At 45.4% G+C, this 19184-nt stretch carries 23 protein-coding genes; 18 read left to right on the top strand and 5 right to left on the bottom strand.

Annotation, left to right across the window (positions count from 1 at the left end):
* Entirely contained in the window at positions 1-609 is a 609-nt protein-coding gene (locus CWI73_RS05095; RefSeq protein WP_126751822.1) for a hypothetical protein, read from the top strand.
* A 71-nt stretch (positions 610-680) separates the two neighbouring features.
* On the opposite strand, the gene CWI73_RS05090 is transcribed toward CWI73_RS05095, so the two are convergent.
* Complete coding sequence (locus CWI73_RS05090; protein WP_126751821.1) at positions 681-1268, bottom strand: CBS domain-containing protein; 588 nt, start codon at positions 1266-1268, stop codon at positions 681-683.
* A 579-nt stretch (positions 1269-1847) separates the two neighbouring features.
* On the opposite strand from CWI73_RS05090, the gene rnr reads away from it, so the two are divergent.
* The 9 genes from rnr to dnaB all read left to right on the top strand — a co-directional run bounded on the left by rnr (position 1848) and on the right by dnaB (position 9408).
* Positions 1848-4139, top strand: a complete 2292-nt coding sequence (gene rnr, locus CWI73_RS05085; protein ID WP_126751820.1) for a ribonuclease R — start codon at positions 1848-1850, stop codon at positions 4137-4139.
* Between the two features lie 3 nt (positions 4140-4142).
* Positions 4143-4889: a 23S rRNA (guanosine(2251)-2'-O)-methyltransferase RlmB gene (gene rlmB, locus CWI73_RS05080; RefSeq protein ID WP_053954186.1), complete on the top strand. Its 747-nt coding sequence runs from the start codon at positions 4143-4145 to the stop codon at positions 4887-4889.
* Positions 4879-5310, top strand: a complete 432-nt coding sequence (locus CWI73_RS05075; protein ID WP_053954187.1) for a hypothetical protein — start codon at positions 4879-4881, stop codon at positions 5308-5310. Before rlmB ends, CWI73_RS05075 begins: the two co-directional genes overlap by 11 nt.
* Positions 5311-5446: 136 nt before the next feature.
* Positions 5447-5797, top strand: coding sequence for a 30S ribosomal protein S6 (gene rpsF / locus CWI73_RS05070; protein ID WP_053954188.1), 351 nt, complete (start codon positions 5447-5449; stop codon positions 5795-5797).
* A gap of 19 nt (positions 5798-5816) precedes the next feature.
* On the top strand, positions 5817-6116 hold the full coding sequence (gene priB, locus CWI73_RS05065; RefSeq protein WP_053954189.1) for a primosomal replication protein N: 300 nt from the start codon (positions 5817-5819) through the stop codon (positions 6114-6116).
* A gap of 10 nt (positions 6117-6126) precedes the next feature.
* Positions 6127-6354, top strand: coding sequence for a 30S ribosomal protein S18 (gene rpsR, locus CWI73_RS05060; RefSeq protein WP_011235166.1), 228 nt, complete (start codon positions 6127-6129; stop codon positions 6352-6354).
* A 41-nt stretch (positions 6355-6395) separates the two neighbouring features.
* Complete coding sequence (gene rplI, locus CWI73_RS05055) at positions 6396-6848, top strand: 50S ribosomal protein L9 (RefSeq protein ID WP_053954190.1); 453 nt, start codon at positions 6396-6398, stop codon at positions 6846-6848.
* 117 nt (positions 6849-6965) lie between these two features.
* Positions 6966-7928 carry a DUF4097 family beta strand repeat-containing protein gene (locus CWI73_RS05050; RefSeq protein ID WP_126751819.1) on the top strand — a complete coding sequence of 321 codons (963 nt, stop codon included), beginning with the start codon at positions 6966-6968 and terminating at the stop codon, positions 7926-7928.
* An 85-nt stretch (positions 7929-8013) separates the two neighbouring features.
* Positions 8014-9408, top strand: coding sequence for a replicative DNA helicase (gene dnaB / locus CWI73_RS05045; RefSeq protein ID WP_126751818.1), 1395 nt, complete (start codon positions 8014-8016; stop codon positions 9406-9408).
* 13 nt (positions 9409-9421) lie between these two features.
* Here dnaB and CWI73_RS05040 read toward each other — a convergent pair whose 3' ends face one another.
* The 4 genes from CWI73_RS05040 to zur are packed head-to-tail and all read right to left on the bottom strand — an operon-like array spanning position 9422 to position 13188.
* Positions 9422-9892: a chemotaxis protein CheX gene (locus tag CWI73_RS05040; RefSeq protein WP_053954193.1), complete on the bottom strand. Its 471-nt coding sequence runs from the start codon at positions 9890-9892 to the stop codon at positions 9422-9424.
* A 3-nt stretch (positions 9893-9895) separates the two neighbouring features.
* Entirely contained in the window at positions 9896-10402 is a 507-nt protein-coding gene (locus tag CWI73_RS05035) for a DUF6702 family protein (RefSeq protein WP_126751817.1), read from the bottom strand.
* A complete protein-coding gene (locus tag CWI73_RS05030) occupies positions 10392-12722 on the bottom strand; it encodes a M1 family metallopeptidase (RefSeq protein WP_126751816.1) in 2331 nt (776 codons plus the stop codon). Before CWI73_RS05030 ends, CWI73_RS05035 begins: the two co-directional genes overlap by 11 nt.
* A gap of 25 nt (positions 12723-12747) precedes the next feature.
* Positions 12748-13188: a zinc uptake transcriptional repressor Zur gene (gene zur, locus CWI73_RS05025; protein WP_058576139.1), complete on the bottom strand. Its 441-nt coding sequence runs from the start codon at positions 13186-13188 to the stop codon at positions 12748-12750.
* A gap of 177 nt (positions 13189-13365) precedes the next feature.
* On the opposite strand from zur, the gene dusA reads away from it, so the two are divergent.
* The 8 genes from dusA to rplB all read left to right on the top strand — a co-directional run bounded on the left by dusA (position 13366) and on the right by rplB (position 19177).
* A complete protein-coding gene (gene dusA / locus CWI73_RS05020; RefSeq protein WP_126751815.1) occupies positions 13366-14364 on the top strand; it encodes a tRNA dihydrouridine(20/20a) synthase DusA in 999 nt (332 codons plus the stop codon).
* 180 nt (positions 14365-14544) lie between these two features.
* Complete coding sequence (locus CWI73_RS05015; protein ID WP_126751814.1) at positions 14545-14814, top strand: hypothetical protein; 270 nt, start codon at positions 14545-14547, stop codon at positions 14812-14814.
* 168 nt (positions 14815-14982) lie between these two features.
* Complete coding sequence (locus tag CWI73_RS05010) at positions 14983-16203, top strand: dipeptidase (protein ID WP_126751813.1); 1221 nt, start codon at positions 14983-14985, stop codon at positions 16201-16203.
* A gap of 223 nt (positions 16204-16426) precedes the next feature.
* Positions 16427-16738 (top strand): 30S ribosomal protein S10, encoded by a 312-nt coding sequence (gene rpsJ / locus CWI73_RS05005; protein ID WP_053954198.1) that lies wholly within the window; start codon positions 16427-16429, stop codon positions 16736-16738.
* A 38-nt stretch (positions 16739-16776) separates the two neighbouring features.
* Entirely contained in the window at positions 16777-17415 is a 639-nt protein-coding gene (gene rplC / locus CWI73_RS05000; RefSeq protein ID WP_126751812.1) for a 50S ribosomal protein L3, read from the top strand.
* Between the two features lie 18 nt (positions 17416-17433).
* A complete protein-coding gene (gene rplD / locus CWI73_RS04995) occupies positions 17434-18039 on the top strand; it encodes a 50S ribosomal protein L4 (RefSeq protein WP_053954200.1) in 606 nt (201 codons plus the stop codon).
* A complete protein-coding gene (gene rplW, locus CWI73_RS04990) occupies positions 18036-18338 on the top strand; it encodes a 50S ribosomal protein L23 (RefSeq protein ID WP_126751811.1) in 303 nt (100 codons plus the stop codon). The genes rplD and rplW overlap by 4 nt, the downstream gene beginning before the upstream one ends.
* Positions 18339-18352: 14 nt before the next feature.
* Positions 18353-19177, top strand: coding sequence for a 50S ribosomal protein L2 (gene rplB / locus CWI73_RS04985; RefSeq protein ID WP_126751810.1), 825 nt, complete (start codon positions 18353-18355; stop codon positions 19175-19177).
* Positions 19178-19184 lie beyond the last annotated feature (7 nt).

Raw genomic sequence — 19184 nt, 5'->3', positions numbered from 1 at the left:
ATGAAAAAACATTTGATTACCATAGGGGTGTGCTTTGCATTAGCTGCTTGTGCCTCTCAACCGGAACAAACAGAAGAGCAAAAGTCGTCGGCACAGGCAAATCAGCAGATGCAGTCTGTGACCGGAAATCCTCAAGACTCAGCGCCTGCTTGGGTGTTTCTTCCTAAATCGGACAAAGGGCTAGCTTCATCAGCGTGTGTCGACTGGTCAGGAAATATGGCCGTAGATAGACCACAAGCTGTGGCTGCTGCACGAGCGGATATGGCGCAACAAATCAGCATAAAGGCGAGTGTGTTAGATAAGTTATATAACCGCAAGCTTCAGGCTGAAGGCAAAAGTGATGTTGGTTCGACATTTGAGCAGGTCACTAAACAAGTTTCCAGCGAGACTTTAGAAGGCTCAACGCCGGAAGAAATTTCGTTAGCGCAAATTGATGGTAAAAAGTATCTGTGTGCTTTAGTCGTGAAAGAAGACATTCGCGAAACTTTTGACACCTTGGTTGATAAATCAAACCGTCAGCTTGATCCACAATCTAAGGCGGCGCTCTATGAAGAGTTTCGTACCCAAAAGGCCATGAAAGAGTTAGAAAAAGAGCTAGATTCACTTTAATGCAGATAGTTCATATTGAAACAGATGCCCCAATATAATGCGTTATATCGGGGCATTTTTAATTTAAAGTGTTAGTCGATCATCTCTTTGTGGTTGACTACTGAAATAATCTCAGCAAATGTCGAGGGTAAATGAAAAACGTTTATGGACTCGCCTGTAAGCTCAGCTATTTTAAGGGATGAAATGACACCATAAACCTCATTGTTGTTGACCACGACAAGAAAATCTTTACCGGAAGACTTCAGGGTTGCAGCAGCATCACCTATCTTAGATTTTTGCACATCGCTCAATTGCACTTGTGGTAGAGATGATAGGGGGGTCATCAAATCTTTTGAAGTAAGCTCTCCCCAGTGAGTTTGAGTACTGGTTACTAATTGGGTCGCTTTTCGCCCATGTAAATCTCTAAGTGCTAATAAACCTGTCATACGTTTATCATTATTTTGAATACAGGCATAACGGCTTGAACGCTGTTTCAGTGCGAGTTCTGCATCACTGATAAATGTATTTTCGGACAGCTCTACAGGTACGGACATATCAAAATTATCCATGACATGAAGAGCGCAGTCATGCCAGCTAAGCTTTTTCAAGTCTTCGAAACGGTGATGGATTAACGCTGAGTCTTCTTTTGAAGACCATTGAATTTCTTTGAAATTACTCATTGTAAAACTCCTTTAAAAAAATGTGTGTTTGTTTTTAAAGGAAGTAAGGAGGCTCACGAGGTCTGTGCCATAGAGGTAGTCGTGTTTCGGGCAAACACTGTACAAAGTTTATTAAGGTTCTGGAAAGCTTTTCAATATACCCTTGTGTTTTGCTTGCTAGAGTTTTGTCTGACTCATCACTGTCTTCCGTTAAGTCTGTTTCAAACGTTAAGAGGTCAGCGGCAATCGTTGCACTTTCAGTATTTGAAGCTAGATGAGGAGAGTTCTGTGTAGAGGGAAGTTGATAAGTTAAAAACGCCAAAACGGCAATAATAAAACATGCGCAGGCTTCCCTAATAAAACCGGTCGAAGCTTCCCATTTGTGATTATTCAGTGCGCACAATTTCATGTTTTATTTCGACAACTTTCATCTGACTCAGATCAAGTTAAAACATATTGAGTCGTTCAACAATAAATTTATCCAACTATCGTTATATGGCGTCTCTTGTTCAAAATACAAGCAAACACTGACAATCCTTTCTACAGCACGTATACTGTTGTGCATCGGTAATTGAACCGAACAAAATTAAATAGGATTCTATGTCAGATAATAAAACAGTGCCCGAATACGAAGTTGAAATTCCTAGCCGCGAGCAGCTACTTCAGCTAGTGAAAGATAATCTCAAACCCGTTCCTTTTGACGAGTTTATCCGTGTTTTCAAACTCGATGACGAACGTCAGGCGGTTGGCTTAAAGCGACGCTTGCGTGCTATGGAGCGCGATGGGCAGCTGATATACAGTAAGGCCAATGCCTACGGAATACCCGAGCGCATGGACTTAATTAAAGGCCGTATTATTGGCCACAAAGATGGTTTTGGCTTTTGTCAGCCTGATGAAGGCGGGCCGGATTTATTTATACCGCACCATCAAATGTATTCAGTCCTGCATGGTGACCGGGTTTTAGTTAAAAAAAGTGGTAAAGACAACCGAGGGAAAACAGAAGGACGCATTGTTCGGGTAACGGAACCAAGGGATCGCAATATCGTTGGTCGTTACTTTATTGAGCATGATCTGGGCATAGTTGTTCCCGACGATAACCGCATTAGCCAGGATATTTTAATTCCAGATGCCGATAAAAATGGCGCTCGCCATGGCCAGTTAGTGGTTGTTGAAATCACCCGACGTCCCAGTCGTCGTACCAGCCCTATTGGCCATGTTACCGAAGTGTTGGGCGAGCATATGGCACCGGGTATGGAAATTGAAGTTGCCATACGTGAGCACGATATCCCGAATGAGTGGCCCCAGGGAATAGACAGTGAACTGTCTAAGTACAGTGAAGAAGTGCCGAAAGAAGCCTATGAAGGGCGTGTCGATTTACGTGAATTGCCATTAATTACTATCGATGGCGCAGACTCTCGTGACTTTGATGACGCGGTTTGCTGTATACCTGAAGAAAAAGGCTGGCGCTTGTGGGTCGCCATTGCTGACGTTTCTTATTATGTTCGTCCGGATACGGTACTCGATAAATCTGCGACAGAACGTGGCAATTCTGTTTACTTCCCGAATAACGTTATTCCGATGCTGCCGGAGAAGCTGTCAAATGGCCTGTGCTCTTTAAACCCTGACGTTGATCGTTTATGCATGGTCGCTGAAATGGAGCTTGGGCCGCGTGGTAAGTTAAAAACGTCGAAGTTTTACCCCGCCGTTATGAAAAGCCATGCGCGACTCACTTATGACAAAGTGAAAGACATTCTCGATGGCGACAAAGCATTACGAGAGCAGTATGAACCGGTTCTTGAAAACATAGAGGAACTTAGAAAACTCTATAACGCGTTAAGCGCTGCACGTAAGCGTCGTTCTGCTATTGAGTTTGATACCCAGGAAACGCGCTTCATATTCAACGCTCAACGTAAAATTGAGCGTATTGAGCCTGTTAAGCGCCATGTTGCACATAAAATTATTGAAGAGTGCATGATTATGGCGAACGTTGCTGCGGCTCAATTGATTGAATCTGACAAGGAAGTGGGCGCCTTATTCCGTGTTCACGAGACACCGAGCGACGAGCGTCTAACCAGCTTTCGAGCATTTCTTGGTGAACTCGGTCTCAACTTAGGGGGCGGAGAAGAGCCTACCCCAAGAGACTATGCGAAGCTGCTGGAAGAAGTGAAAGACCGTCAGGACCACGAGTTGATAGAAACCATGCTACTGCGCTCAATGCAGCAAGCGGTGTATCAACCGGAAAACAAAGGGCACTTCGGTTTAGCACTGAAATCATACGCGCACTTTACATCGCCAATTCGCCGTTACCCTGATCTAATTTTGCATCGAGCCATTAAGTCGATAGTTCGCAAGCAAAATGGCAGTGATAAAGGCTTGGTTGGTGCTTGGTCGTATTCAGAAACACAGTTAGATGAACTGGGCGTTCACACTTCCATGACCGAGCGTCGTGCTGATGATGCGACGCGTCAAGTTGATGAGTGGCTGAAGTGTGAGTTCATGCTTGATCACATAGACATGGAGTTTGAAGGCGTAATATCCTCAGTCACAAATTTTGGCCTGTTTATTAGGTTGAGCGACTATCAAATTGATGGTCTTGTTCACATAAGCAACTTAGACAACGATTATTATCACTTCGATCAGCAAAAAGGCATGCTGATAGGGGAAAATAGTCATAGCGTGTTCCGTTTGGGGGACAGTGTTAAAGTCAAAGTGAAAGACGTGAATCTGGACGATCGAAAAATTGACTTGAGCTTACTGGAAGCGACAAGCCCAAGCGGTAAAAAACGTGATATGCCTAAGAAAGGGGCTGGTAAACCTAAGGGCAGTCGGCCTTCAAAAAATAAGCGCGGAGGCCAGCGTAAAAAGGGCTCTCGCAATAAAAACCGGAAATAAACAATGAGTCAGAAAGTTACTGTTTTTGGTTTGCATGCCGTTAAGGCAATTTTGAAAAACCACCCCGACCGATTAGTCGAGCTTTACGTGTCGAAAGAACGTCAGGACGAGTCGGTTAAAGAAATTGTTAATGAGTGTTATACCGCTGGAATTCGACCGCAATGGGTGCCGAAGCAAGCGTTGGAAAAGCGTGCCGAAGGTGGGAATCATCAAGGTGTTGTTGCAACGGTACATTCGCCACCGACATTAACAGAGCATGACCTGGCTCAGCTTCTGGACGGCTCGGAAGCACCAGCGCTATTTTTAGTGCTGGACGGTGTGACAGATCCTCATAATTTAGGGGCGTGCCTGAGAACTGCTGATGCTGCAGGTGTTACTGGGGTGATTGTGCCTAAGGACAAATCAGCGCAAATTACACCAACAGTAAGAAAAGTCGCCTCTGGTGCTGCGGAGCAGGTTCCTTTAGTGGTTGTTACTAACTTGGCGAGAACTCTGCGGGACCTTCAGGAAAAAGGTGTTTGGGTTTACGGCACCGCTGGCGAAGCCACCCAGTCTTTATATGATATTGATTACAGAGGCCCCGTAGCTTTAGTGATGGGAGCCGAGGGAAAAGGCATGCGACGCATGACTCGCGAAACTTGTGACGAGCTTGTTTCAATACCGTTAAGTGGTAGTGTCAGCAGCTTAAATGTTTCAGTGGCTAGTGGTGTTTGCCTGTTCGAAGTGGTGAGGCAGCGCAGTGGAGCTTAAGCGAAAACTGATACCTGTAGGTATTGCTCTGGCAATGATTGCCGTGTTGTTTATCAGTTGGACGCCAAACTGGGACAGTCCTGAGTGGATGCGCTCAACAAAACCTTTTGTGTCGTTCTCATTTAATGTAGAACAGGCAGACAGTCGTGCTGCAGAAGAGTTGGTTATCGACATTAAAAACCGCTTAAAGGTAAGGCACGAATGGCATGTTGTTAAAGAGAAAGAGTCGCAGTGGCAAGTTCAAACGAAAGTCACAGAAGACGACACCAGTATTCAATTGGATGCCTCGGTATTTAAAGAAGGCAGCGCGGTTGATCATTTAATCGTTCGCGGTGAGAAAGCCGTTGCAAATGAATTAGCGGACCGCCTCGTCTCCCTCCTGAGTTCGCGTATTGAAAAAGCTCATAAAGACGCTGACTAAGTTGCGGTCAGCGCTTTTTTTTGATAGTATCGCGCGGCTTAAATCAGCCATTGTATTAACTACTAGTTGAGTTCCTTGCTTCTATGTCAGTGCGGCTGAGCTGAACCGAGGCTATACGAACCAAAAGGAAACTGTAATGCGTCATTACGAAATCGTATTTATGGTCCACCCGGACCAAAGCGAGCAAGTACCTGGCATGATCGAGCGCTATAGCGAAACGATCAAGCAAGGTGGTGGTCAAATCCATCGTTTAGAAGACTGGGGCCGTCGTCAATTGGCTTACCCAATCAACAAACTGCACAAAGCGCACTATGTTCTTTTGAACGTTGAAGCGTCTGCAGAGGTTGTGGAAGAGCTTGAAACTGCATTCCGTTTTAACGATGCAGTATTACGCAACATGATCATGCGTAAGAAAGAAGCGATTACTGAACCTTCGCCGCTGACCAAGCCGAAGGAAGATCGCAAAGGTGACAGTGAAGCTGCGTAAAGCAAGCTGACTATTCACTATGAATCGACTGCATTTAACCGGAACTTTAAGCAAAGCTGCAAAGCTGGAAACTAGCCCATCGGGCATAGAACATTTGCAGTTAGTTATTGAGCATCGGTCGATGCAACCCGAAGCGGGTATGAGTCGCCAGTCTTATGTGCGAATTCAAGTCGTTTTAAGTGGTGAAGGGTTACAACACTGGTTACAAAAATTGACGGTGGGTTGTGAAGTCTTAGCAGAAGGTTTTCTGCACAGGCACGAAGACAATAGCGGTACCCCGCGTCTCGTACTTCACGCTCAGCATCTAGAATTGATTTAAGGAGACCATCATGGCTCGTTTTTTCCGTCGCCGTAAGTTCTGCCGCTTTAAAGCAGACGGCGTAAAAGAAATTGATTACAAAGACATCGCTACGCTTAAGAACTACATTACCGAAACCGGTAAAATCGTTCCTAGCCGTATTACTGGAACATCTGCTAAGTATCAGCGTCAGTTAGCGCGCGCTATCAAGCGTGCTCGTTATTTGTCACTGCTGCCTTATACTGATTCACATCAGTAAGCTAGCGCGGTTCGATTACCAAAAGTAGAGGTAGCGAGAAAATGAATATCATTTTATTAGACAAAATTGCTAACTTGGGAAGCCTTGGCGATCAAGTAAGCGTAAAATCTGGTTATGCACGTAACTTCCTTTTCCCACAAGGAAAAGCTGTACCTGCAACTAAAAGCAACATCGAGCTGTTCGAACAGCGCCGTGCTGAGTACGAAGCCAAATTAGCTGAGCACTTAGCAGAAGCTGAAGCGCGTGCTGAAAAAGTTAATGCGTTAGATGCGGTTGTTATCGAATCTAAAGCTGGTGATGAAGGCAAACTATTCGGCTCTATCGGTACTCGCGACATCGCTGATGCAGTAACTGCAGCAGGCGTTGAAGTGAAGAAGAGCGAAGTGTTAATGCCTCACGGAACTATCCGTGAAGTTGGTGAATTTGACATTGAATTGCACCTGCATGCAGATGTATTTGCGAACATCACTTTGAAAGTTGTTGCTGCTGAGTAATTTCGGCAACTAACCGATTAAAAAAGCTGCCATAAGGCAGCTTTTTTTTTGCTTTCGGTATACCTTTGTTTAAAGTTTTCCGATAGGAACCGAATTGACTGAGTCTGGGAGAATGCCATGAAAATATTTATCACGTTATTAAGCAGTGCTTTGCTTTTGGCGACTTCATCAGCTTTGGCGCATGAGAAAGTCGATAAGGAACTTGATGTCTCGCCAACCAGTAAACTCTCTATTGATAATATGCGAGGAAAGCTGGAGCTCATTACCTCTGAAACTGACAGTGTAAGAGTTGTAGGAACACTTGATGAAGAAGCTGAAGAGTTTATCTTTGAGAAACGGGGTAACACCCTATATGTAGAGGTTAAAACCCCTCAAAATAAAGGCTTTAGTTTCTCTTCGTCTGATTCAGACGGATCAGATTTAAAAGTGTATGCACCAGAGTCAATGGATATCGATGTTAAAGGTGTATCTATGGATGTATCGGCTGCTGGTTTTACCAACGATTTCGATGTGCGTCTGGTGAGTGGAAATATCAGTGTTAGTGACATTAGTGGGTTAATACATCTGAAAACTGTGAGTGGCAATATTAATTCAATGCGAGCGAGTGGTAACGGCAGTTTCGAGACAGTCAGCGGAGACATAACGGATACGGAAAATACGTCTGCTGAAGGCTCCTATCAGGCGGTTAGCGGCGATATCATTGTCGAATCTGATAGTCTGTCAGACATTACTATGCAGTCTGTCTCGGGTGATATTAACGCAATACTTGGCATTTTAAGTCACGCTAAAATGACAACCGTGAGCGGCGATGCACAGTTGACCTCTGGACTGGCAGAGTCTGCTCGAGTCGAAGCCAAGTCAGTCAGTGGCGACTTAGACTTTGAATGGCGAGGTGACTTACATGCTAATTTCTCCATCAAATCAAACGCTGGTGGAAAAATCACTAATCGTTTAACCGATGACAAAGTAGAAAAAGCTGAATGGGGTCCATCATCGACATTAGAATTTAAACTCGGCGATGCAACGGCGGATGTCTCTGCCACAACAGTCAGCGGTGAAATAACGTTAAGCAAAGACTAGTTTCATCGGCAAACTTGCTTTCTAATTAAGAGGGGATTTTGTATAGTACTCCCCTCTTTTTTATTTCCTATCTTAGGTTTTTCGGATGGCAGAAACAGCAAGAAAACGTGATGCATCGGTGGAAGCACTGCGCTCTGCGCCTCATTCCATAGAGGCCGAACAGTCGGTTTTAGGCGGCCTTATGCTTGATAACGACGCATGGGACAGTGTTGCCGGCAGCGTCATTTCGGAAGATTTCTACCATCGCGCGCATCGCTTAATATTCAAAGCAATGAATGAACTGGCGCAGCGCAGCCAGCCTATGGATCTTGTAACGGTCTCTGAGTCTTTAGAAACAGCCGGTGAGCTAGAGCAGATTGGTGGGTTCGCCTATCTTGGGGAAATCGCCAAGAACACCCCGAGTGCTGCGAACATACTCGCCTATGCCAATATTGTCAGAGAGCGAGCAATTCTGCGCGAAATGATAGGGGCGGCGAACGACATTGCCGAGTCGGGTTATGACACCCAGGGCAGAAGCAGTGCCGAGTTATTGGATCTCGCCGAATCCAAAGTGTTTAAAATTGCGGAAAAACGAGTGAGCTCAAGCGAAGGGCCACAAGGTATTAATCAGATTCTTGAGCGTACTGTAGGAAAAATAGAGCAACTCAGTAAGCTCAAGAACAACAATGGTGTGACCGGTGTTTCGACTGGCTTTACAGATTTGGACCAAATGACGGCAGGTTTACAGCCGTCTGACTTGGTTATCGTTGCTGCCCGCCCGTCGATGGGTAAAACGACCTTTGCAATGAACTTGGCCGAGAACATTGCGCTTAATGACGATAAGCCAGTATTGGTATTCAGCTTAGAAATGCCTGCAGAGCAGCTCATGATGCGTATGTTAGCGTCGTTAAGCCGAGTTGATCAGAACAAAGTGAGAACGGGTAAACTGGAAGATGATGACTGGGCCAGAATAGCGTCGGTCATGAATATGCTTAACGATAGAAATAATATCTATATTGATGACTCATCGGGATTAACGCCGACGGAAGTCAGGTCTCGTGCGCGCCGTGTTCATAGGGAGCATAAAGGGCTTTCTATGATCATGGTCGATTACCTTCAACTTATGACTGTCCCGGGTATGTCTGAAAACCGAACGCTTGAAATTGCGGAAATATCGAGGTCATTAAAGTCTTTAGCGAAAGAGTTAGAGGTACCGGTAGTTGCATTGTCACAGCTAAACCGCTCACTAGAACAACGCTCAGATAAGCGTCCGGTTAATTCGGACTTGCGTGAGTCCGGCTCAATAGAGCAGGATGCGGACGTTATTATGTTTATTTACCGAGATGAGGTGTATCACCCTGATTCTGCTGAAAAAGGTATGGCCGAAATTATTATTGGTAAGCAGCGTAACGGACCTATCGGGAAGGTCGACTTGAAATTCCACGGGCACTTATCGAGATTCGACAATTATGCCCATGCTGCAGACGACGACCGATATTAGTCGTCGTTCTGCGTTACTTTATTTTGTCGAAGCAAATTTCGATATAGGCTTTGCCGGCAACGTGGTTGAACGGCATTATGAGTTTAGAGCCTTCCGACTTGTGTGAAATTGTGTGGTCTTTTCCTGAGACAACTATTGGTGTGGCCATGTCAAAGTCATAACCGTTTTCCCCAAGAGTTTTTTTAGCGCCTCCAGTCACCATATTGGTAATTTCACCTACCATGTCGCAAACGTCTTCATTAATGCTGTCTGGCAGTTCGCCAAGCATCTTATTCATGATTTCGCAAGCAAGGTTCTCTTCAAAAGAGATGGAAAAAGAGCCCTTAACCTGAGGACCGACCATGCCGATAATTCCCGATACATCACCGCGGGCGTACTCATCTTTTTTCAGTTGAGCTTTCCCCGGTTTCAACTCCATTTGAGCCATCATCGACAAGACATTTTGCAACGCTTGAAGAAATGGGTTTACAAACTCGGCATTCATTATTTATTCCTTACTGTCTTTCTGGCAGTTAATGATATCAGTTCTGTTTTCATCCGTTAATATCAGGCTACGGTTACCGTACCTATCAACAACGTTCACAGTATTCACTTGCGCGGAAAAACTGTCGAATAACAGGGTATTAGAGACTTCCCATCCGCACAGATTTTTTTGCTTAGGTAGCTCTTGGTAGACCCATATTTTCTGATAGTCGGCTTCAAAACCAACCCACTTCAGGCTCGCTTCTTCGCCTTTCGTATTTTTGACTGAGAAGTTATCCGTGACCCATTGCTGTAACACAGCCTCTGCGTTTTTTTGATCTAGGCTAAACCGCTTGCCTGTTAACTTGCTAAGCACATGCTGAACGTCATGTAACGTATACTGATGAACAAACTCAACGGCTCCGGTGTTTTGGTTACTGCTTATCTCTGTTAGTCCAAAAAAATAGCGATGCGCTAACGCAGGAAGCGTCAGCACAACACAGATTACTAGGGCGAAAACTTTAACTTTCATCGTCTGACTTCAACTTTTCATCATAACGTTCCATTAAACTGTCTTTACGATCATCGCGCTTGAACAGTTCAATTCTTGATGGAACGGCGCGTGCCGGCCAGTAGTTATTGGTCGTATCGACGTCGGCAGTTTCCCAGTTCGGGTCAACGACTACCTGAGTTAAGGTTTTATCGCGTATTAATAGCTTACTAACCTGCTCTGGAGAGCGGCGCCATATCTCCGCTGGAATACGAACATGTTCTTTACTGCCATCTTCATAGTGCAAGTCGAGCAAAATAGGCATAACCAGGCCGCCTTTGTTCGAAAAGTCCAGCACATAGAAGTTACTGCCATTTTTGAGCATTGCTTTTTGCTCTTCGTTCAGTCCTTTTAACAGTTCCTGGTATTCGTTTCTATCGGTATTCGAGACGGTAAACTCGTCATTCTCGTTATAGAAATCGGCCAAGTGGGGCTGTTGATGAATTTTATAATTGACATCGGCATTACGCTTAGTCGTCAAAGAAGTTGGCTCTTGTTCTTTTTGCTCACGCTGCCACGCTTTTTCTACTTCAGGATCTTGCGTGTTAATTGTCAGTAAATGTACTTTATCCAACGAAATATCTACATGGTCGGTAGAATAAAACCAGCCCCGCCAGAACCAATCTAAATCAACGCCGGATGCATCTTCTAATGTTCTGAATAAATCCTCTGGGGTTGGGCGTTTGAACTTCCAACGGTGAGCGTACTCACGGAATGCGAAATCAAACAACTCGCGGCCGACAATGGTTTCACGCAAAATATTGAGAGCAGTTGCAGGCTTACCGTAGGCGTTATTGCCGAATTGGAGTATTGACTCTGAGTTGGTCATTATTGGCATTTGGTTAGCGCTTGCCATATAGCTGGTAATATTGCGCGGCTCACCCCGCCAGGACGGGTAGTCTTTTTCCCATTTTTGTTCAGCCAGGAACTGTAAGTACGTATTGATACCTTCGTCCATCCAAGTCCACTGACGTTCGTCGGTATTCACTATCATTGGGAAATAAATATGACCAATTTCATGAATGATAACTGAAATAAGCCCGTACTTAGTGCGCGCTGAATAGTATTTCTCTCCGGATTCTTCATCGACGTAAGGACGAGGCCCGTTGAAGGTTATCATTGGATACTCCATACCACCGACAGGTCCATTAACTGAAATTGCGACCGGGTATGGGTAGTCAAAGCTGTAATCATTGTAATGTTCAATGGTATGAATAATCGATGCTGTCGAATAGCGCTCCCAAAGCGGGTTCCCTTCTTCAGGATAAAATGACATTGCCATGACATCAGTGTCATTCTTTTTATAACCCTGTGCATCCCAGATAAATTTGCGAGAAGAAGCCCAGGCAAAGTCGCGCACTTTGTCGGCTTCGAAAATCCAGGTTTTGGTGTCGTCTGTGCCTTCCTTTTCGTTCTCTAAAGCTTCTTCTTGAGTAACTATTTTGACAGGCTCATCTGAATTACGGGCTAGCTCTAACCGCTGACGCTGGGTCGAAGTTAGCACCTCATTCGGATTTTGCAGAACGCCGGTTGATGCGACAATATGGTCGGCAGGAACGGTAATTTCAACACGGTAGTCACCAAACTCTAAAGCAAACTCACCGTTACCAACAAATTGCTTATTCTGCCAGCCTTCAACATCGTAGTAAGCGGCCATGCGAGGGAACCACTGTGCCATTTCATACAGGTAGTTACCATCGTCTTCGAAATACTCATAACCACCACGACCACCGAGCACGTCGGCTTCGATGATGTTAAAAGCCCAGTTGATATTAAAAGTGACGCTTTCACCACTTTCTAACGGCTCGTCTAAGTCCAACCGCAGCATTGTGTCGTTGACATAGTGAGAAAGTGGTTCACCGTTGTCATAGCTAATTTCTGTCAGCTCGTACCCTGCTGGAAAACTTTCCTGGGTCATCATGCTTTCCATACGGGAAAAGCTAATTCGCTCAGGCTTGCTGGTGCTGTTTGACTGGGGGCCTATGGAGTCTTTGCGGAACCGGTTCTGGTCAAGCTGAACCCACAAATAGCGTAAAGTATCAGGTGAGTTATTGGTGTAGGTGATGGTACTTTGAGCAGTAATGCTCTGATTCTCATCATTCAACTGTACTTTTATATGATAGTCAGCTTCTTGCTGCCAATATTCGTGCCCAGGAGCTCCAGAAGCAGTGCGATAAACGTTCGGACTGCGAAATTTATCGTCATTTAGCTGACGGAACTTATCTTCAAATGCCTGAGCATGGCTTGCTTGGCTAGTCGCCAATAAAACCGTCGCCGTTAGCGCATATTGATATAACTTCATAGTAAAGACCTGTTTAGTTTTTATTTTAATGGCATTTAGTGCACAAGCCATGTGCTTCTATCGTTTGCTGTTCAACCTTAAACCCTTGAGCTTCGGCCTGGTGCTTTAGCTCGTCGTAGACCCCTTCAGATTGAATTTCCTGAACATCACCGCAAGAGTCACAAATAAGCATTTGCACTGGGTGTTGATGATCGAAGTGCGTACAGAGAACAAAGCTGTTAGACGAGGTTATTTTGTGAACAAAACCTTGTTCCTGAAGAAAGTCTAACGCTCTGTAAATAGTTGGAGGTTTGGCGTTGGGCATTACTTCCCGAAGTTGGTCGAGTAAGTCATAGGCACCAATAGCTCCGGACTGTTCGGCTAAAATAGTGAAAACCTCACGTCGGGCGGTGGTTAGCCTTGCTCCTCGTTTTTGACAAAGAACTTCAGCTTTTCGAATTAGTCGTTGCGCTTCTTGACGAGTCATTAGCCTGAATATTTAAAAAAAGTTAACGCCATTGTAGTGAGTTTTGTGGTTAAGTGAAAGGCTTTTACCTTAAGTCGGGACACGACTCACCCTCGTCAATTTCCATGCTGATATAAACCATAGTTTAGGGTAGAATAGGGTGCTCAGTTTAGCCGTCGTAAATAAGGAACACAGGCAGTGGCAACAGCTTACAATTACCGATTATCCGTGGCCCCGATGCTGGATTGGACCGATCGCCATTGCCGTTACTTTCATCGTTTACTCACGAAAGAAACCCTGCTTTATACTGAAATGGTGACAACAGGCGCAATTATACACGGAAAACAGGACTTCTTAGCGTATAACGAAGAAGAACACCCTGTGGCTCTGCAACTTGGCGGCTGTAACCCTGAAGATATGGCTCGATGCGCAGCTTTAGCTCAAGAGCGTGGCTACAACGAAGTTAATATTAATGTGGGCTGTCCATCTGACCGTGTTCAAAATGGTAGCTTTGGTGCTTGTTTAATGGCAGAGCCCGCAGCTGTCGCAGACTGTGTAAAAGCCATGAAAAAAGCAGTCGATATTCCGGTAACCGTCAAAACTCGGTTGGGTATTGACGACTATGACAGCGATGACTTCCTTTATGCGTTCACTGACTCTGTTGTGGACGCTGGAGTTGACCAACTGACCCTGCATGCTCGAAAAGCCTGGCTTCAGGGACTTAGCCCGAAAGAAAACAGAGATATTCCGGAGCTGCAGTATGATCGGGTTTATAAAGCCCAGGAGCGCTATAAAGGCTTTCCTGTTGCAATAAATGGCGGTATTAAAACAACGGAAAGCATTGTTAACCATTTACGGAATGTCCATGGCGTGATGGTTGGCAGAGCGGCTTACCAAAACCCTTGGCTATTAACGTCTTTTGACGAAACTCTCGGTAGCGTGGCGAACTCAGTTTCCCGTGAGGAGGTCGTCGAAGCAATGATCCCTTACGTTAACAAGCATATTGCCAGCGGCGGTAGAGCTTGGCATGTTGTCAGGCATATGCTTGGGCTTTTTCAGGGGCTTCCCGGGGGCAAGCGTTGGCGGCAGTATTTGAGCATTAAAGGCCCCAAAGCACAAAGCGGCGAGTCCCTTTTAAAGGGCGCCCTGGACTTTAAAAATGATCACAAAAAACCGATAAGCGAATTAATGACATAAAAGCTTAAACCTCATTTGGAAAATCACTAATAAGTGGTGATTCTCACCACTCCCCTCTCATCTCTAAAGCGCCTAAATATAAATAAACTAATTAAAAACAAAAGCTTATGAAATTGGCACAACCTTTGAATTAGTTTTAGCGACTTAACTAACGCAATGACTAAATCAAAGGAGAACCTCATGAAAGCGTTAATTATCGGTGCAGTCAGTGGTGTTATGTTGTTCAGTTCATCAGCTTTTGCTTCAGACAAGCAGGAGATGTCTCTGTCGGAAGAGATACAAACGCAAGTCACTCAAATGACAGTAGAGAGTTTAGAGTTAATTAAAAACTCAGCGGTAGCGTCACTACAAGAGTGGGCGGCAGAAGCATTTTCTTTAGAGACAACTGTGGTTGCTGAGTCATCTAAAGAAGAGCTTCCGGAAGACAATAAAGCCAAGCAAATTCAGTAGGGTGAAGCATGATTATCTTTGAGCCCTGGTGGGTTGGCTGGTTAGCAGCTCCGGTAATAGGTACGTTAATTATCGGAGCTGCAATGGGATTGAGCGCATCAATGATGCGACAAGGTTAGACTTTTGCTAATCTGCGTGTATCTCTAAAAACAATAATGAGGAATACGCATGTTAAAGTCATTACTTGCCGCATCCATTTTGGTTGCTGTAACCGGTTGTGCAACGGCCAGCCAATCATCATCGAACGAACAAGAAACCCAATATCAAGCTTCTGAAAAAGCAATCAATTTGGCGCATGAGTATTTGCTTATTGATACTCATATTGATGTTCCGTATCGCATCCGTGACAAATGGGACGACGTATCTGTTGCAACCAAGGACGGTGATTTCGATTACCCAAGAGCGGTCGAAGGTGGTCTCGATGCGCCATTTATGTCCATTTATATACCCGCCTCTTATGAAGAAAGTGGTGGCAGTGTTCAGTTGGCACATGAACTAATCGATGGCATGGAAGCATTGGTTGCGCGTGCCCCTGATAAATTTGCGATGGCATATAGCACTGACGATATTCGTGAAAACAAAGAAAAAGGCTTAATGTCGATAGCGCTGGGCATGGAAAACGGAACCCCCATAGAAGGTGACTTGGATAACCTACACATGTTCTACGAGCGCGGTATTCGCTACATTACGTTAGCTCACTCGCTGTCAAACCACATTTCGGATTCATCGTACGACATACGCCGCCAATGGAATGGTTTAAGTCCTTTTGGTAAGAAGCTCGTCAAAGAAATGAACAAAGTGGGGGTGATGGTTGATGTCTCTCACATTTCAGACGATGCGTTTTACCAGGCTGTTGAAATTAGTGAAGTGCCTGTCATTGCCTCTCACTCATCGTTGCGTAAGTACACGCCAGGTTTTGAACGTAATATGAGCGACGACATGCTTAAAGCTTTGGCTGAAAATGAAGGTGTGATTCAAATTAACTTTGGCTCGTCATTTCTTGCGGAACAGGCTAACCGCTACCGCGACATGATGAAAAAGCGAATCAACGCCGTGAAAGAGCAGTATGGAGCCGATAGTGAAGAAGCGCAGCGTCGCATCGCTGACATTGAAGCAAATAACCCGTATCCGTTCGCAACACTGGAAACGGTGCTAGACCATATTGACCATGTAAAAGCGCTTATTGGTGTTGAACACATTGGGGTGGGCTCTGATTACGATGGAGTAGGGGACTCTCTCCCGGTTGGATTAAAAGATGTTTCAGACTATCCAAACCTGGTTCAGGGACTGCTTGATCGTGGTTACTCTGAGAAAGAAATACAAATGATTCTCGGCGAAAACTTAATGCGTGTTTGGAAAGCGGTCGAAGATTACGCTGAAGCACACTAATTAAGAGCTTTTAAGCCTTGACACAAGGCCGCGAATCCGTATAATTCGCGGCCACTCCATGAATTTTTAGCGAAAGCTTTTTATTTATTGGGGTTCGACAACAGTCCCGATTGGGGACTGAACGGTTGACGTAGAATATCGCACCCCCGGTATGTGCCAGGGAGGTTGCGGTTTTCTGTGCTCTTTTTTAAATGCTCTTTTTTATTGAGGCTTTGATTTATTTATGGCTAATCAAAGAATTCGGATTCGTTTGAAAGCGTTCGATCACCGTCTGATCGACCAGTCGACTGCAGAGATCGTAGAAACTGCAAAACGCACTGGTGCTCAGGTACGTGGTCCTATCCCACTGCCAACACGGAAAGAACGCTTCACCGTGCTGACTTCCCCACACGTGAATAAAGACGCGCGTGACCAGTACGAAATCCGCACCCACAAGCGTCTGATTGACATCATGGACCCAACTGACAAAACCGTAGACGCGCTTATGCGTTTAGATTTGGCAGCTGGTGTTGATGTACAAATCAGCTTGGGTTAAGTGGGCAGTAATAGGATTACACACGAGAGGTTTTAACAATGGCTATAGGTCTAGTCGGTCGTAAAGTAGGAATGACGCGTGTCTTCCAGGAAGACGGCGCTTCTGTTCCTGTTACTGTGATCGAAGTGCTGGCGAACCGTGTGACTCAGATTAAATCTGAGGAAACAGACGGTTATCGTGCCCTTCAAGTGACCACAGGCGAGAAGAAAGCAAGCCGTGTAACCAAGCCTTTAGCGGGTCACTTCGCTAAAGCTGGTACTGAGGCAGGTCGTGGTCTTTGGGAATTCCGCCTGGAAAATGGCGAAGGCGAAGACTACGCAGTTGGCGCAGAACTGACTGTTGAAGTTTTGGCAGAAGTTAAGAAAGTAGACGTTACTGGTACTTCAAAAGGTAAAGGTTTTGCTGGTACTGTTAAGCGCTGGAACTTCCGTACCCAGGACGCTACTCACGGTAACTCATTGGCTCACCGTGCGCCGGGTTCAATCGGTCAAAACCAGTCGCCTGGTAAAGTATTCAAAGGCAAAAAAATGGCTGGCCAAATGGGTAATGAACAAGTCACTACGCAATCACTTGAACTCGTTCGAGTTGATGCAGAGCGCAATCTTTTATTAATAAAAGGTGCGGTACCGGGAGCAACCGGTGGTGATGTTATCGTTAAACCTGCGGTCAAGGCATAACGTCTGAGGAGAATAGTGATGGAATTAACATTGAAAGACGCAAAAGGCGGTCTTGAGGTTTCCGAAGCTACCTTTGGACGTGAGTTTAATGAAGCCCTTGTCCATCAAGTAGTTGTAGCATACGCTGCAGGTGCTCGTCAGGGCACTAAAGCTCAGAAGACTCGTTCTGAAGTAGCAGGTGGCGGTAAGAAACCTTGGCGTCAAAAAGGGACTGGTCGTGCTCGTGCGGGTACTATCCGTAGTCCAATCTGGCGTTCTGGTGGTGCAACGTTTGCGGCTAAACCGCAAAATCACACCCAGAAAGTTAACAAGAAAATGTACCGTGGTGCGATTAAAAGCATCCTTTCAGAGCTCATTCGCCAAGAGCGCTTGGTCGTTGTCGAGAAGTTTGGTGTTGAAGCGCCAAAAACTAAGCAACTGGCTGCGAAGCTTAAAGAAATGGATATGAATGACGTTTTAATCGTGACCAAAGAAGTTGATGAGAACCTATTCTTAGCGTCTCGCAACTTGCATAAAGTCGACGTGCGTGACGTTCAGGGTATCGACCCTGTCAGTCTGATTGCTTTCGAAAAAGTATTGATGACTGCAGACGCCGTCAAGCAGCTTGAGGAGGTGTTATCATGATGCGCGAAGAACGTTTGCTTAATGTGATTGTAGCACCTCACGTTTCGGAAAAGTCGACAATGACTGCTGAAGGCAACAACACTGTTGTATTCAAAGTTGTTGTTGATGCGACAAAAGCCGAAATTAAAGCAGCTGTCGAGAAACTTTTTGAAGTTGAAGTCAAAAACGTACGTACCGTTAAAGTTAAAGGTAAAACCAAGCGTACCGGTTTCCGTTTCGGAAAGCGTAACGACTGGAAAAAAGCGTATGTTGCCTTGAAAGAAGGTGCTGACATTGACTTCGCTGGCGGCGCTGAGTAACAGGAGGAATAAACATGGCTGTAGTTAAAAGTAAGCCTACGTCTCCGGGTCAACGCCACAAGATAAAAGTCGTTGGTCAGGATCTGTATAAAGGCAAGCCTTACGCACCATTGCTGGAAAAGAACAGCAAGTCTGGTGGTCGTAACAATAACGGTCGTATTACGGTTCGTCACATCGGCGGTGGTCACAAGCACCATTACCGTATTATCGACTTTAAACGTAATAAAGACGGCATTCCTGCAAAAGTGGAGCGTATTGAATACGATCCGAACCGTTCAGCAAACATTGCTTTGGTTCTGTATGCAGACGGTGAACGCCGTTACATTTTAGCGCCTAAGAACTTGAAAGTGGGCGACCGCATTCAATCTGGTTCAGATGCACCTATTAAACCAGGTAACGCATTGCCTATGCGCAATATCCCAGTGGGTAGTGTTGTGCACGCTGTTGAGTTGCAACCAGGTAAAGGTGCTCAAATGGCTCGTTCAGCAGGGGCATATTGCCAAATCGTTGCGCGTGATGGTACTTATGTGACCATTCGTTTACGCTCTGGTGAAATGCGTCGCGTTCAAGCTGAAGGCCGCGCTACTCTTGGTGAAGTAGGTAACGCAGAGCATATGCTGCGCAGACTGGGTAAAGCTGGTGCAAACCGCTGGCGTGGTATTCGTCCTACCGTACGTGGTGTGGCGATGAACCCAGTTGATCACCCGCACGGTGGTGGTGAAGGCCGTACTTCTGGTGGTCGTCACCCAGTAAGTCCATGGGGCACGCCGACCAAGGGCTACAAAACCCGTAAGAACAAGCGTACTGATAAATTCATCGTACGTCGTCGCAACAAATAAGAGTTGA

The sequence above is a fragment of the Idiomarina piscisalsi genome, from assembly GCF_003987095.1.
Taxonomy (GTDB): domain Bacteria; phylum Pseudomonadota; class Gammaproteobacteria; order Enterobacterales; family Alteromonadaceae; genus Idiomarina; species Idiomarina piscisalsi.
Note: the sequence above shows the minus strand (reverse complement) of the source record. Positions and strands in the feature narration are given on the sequence as shown.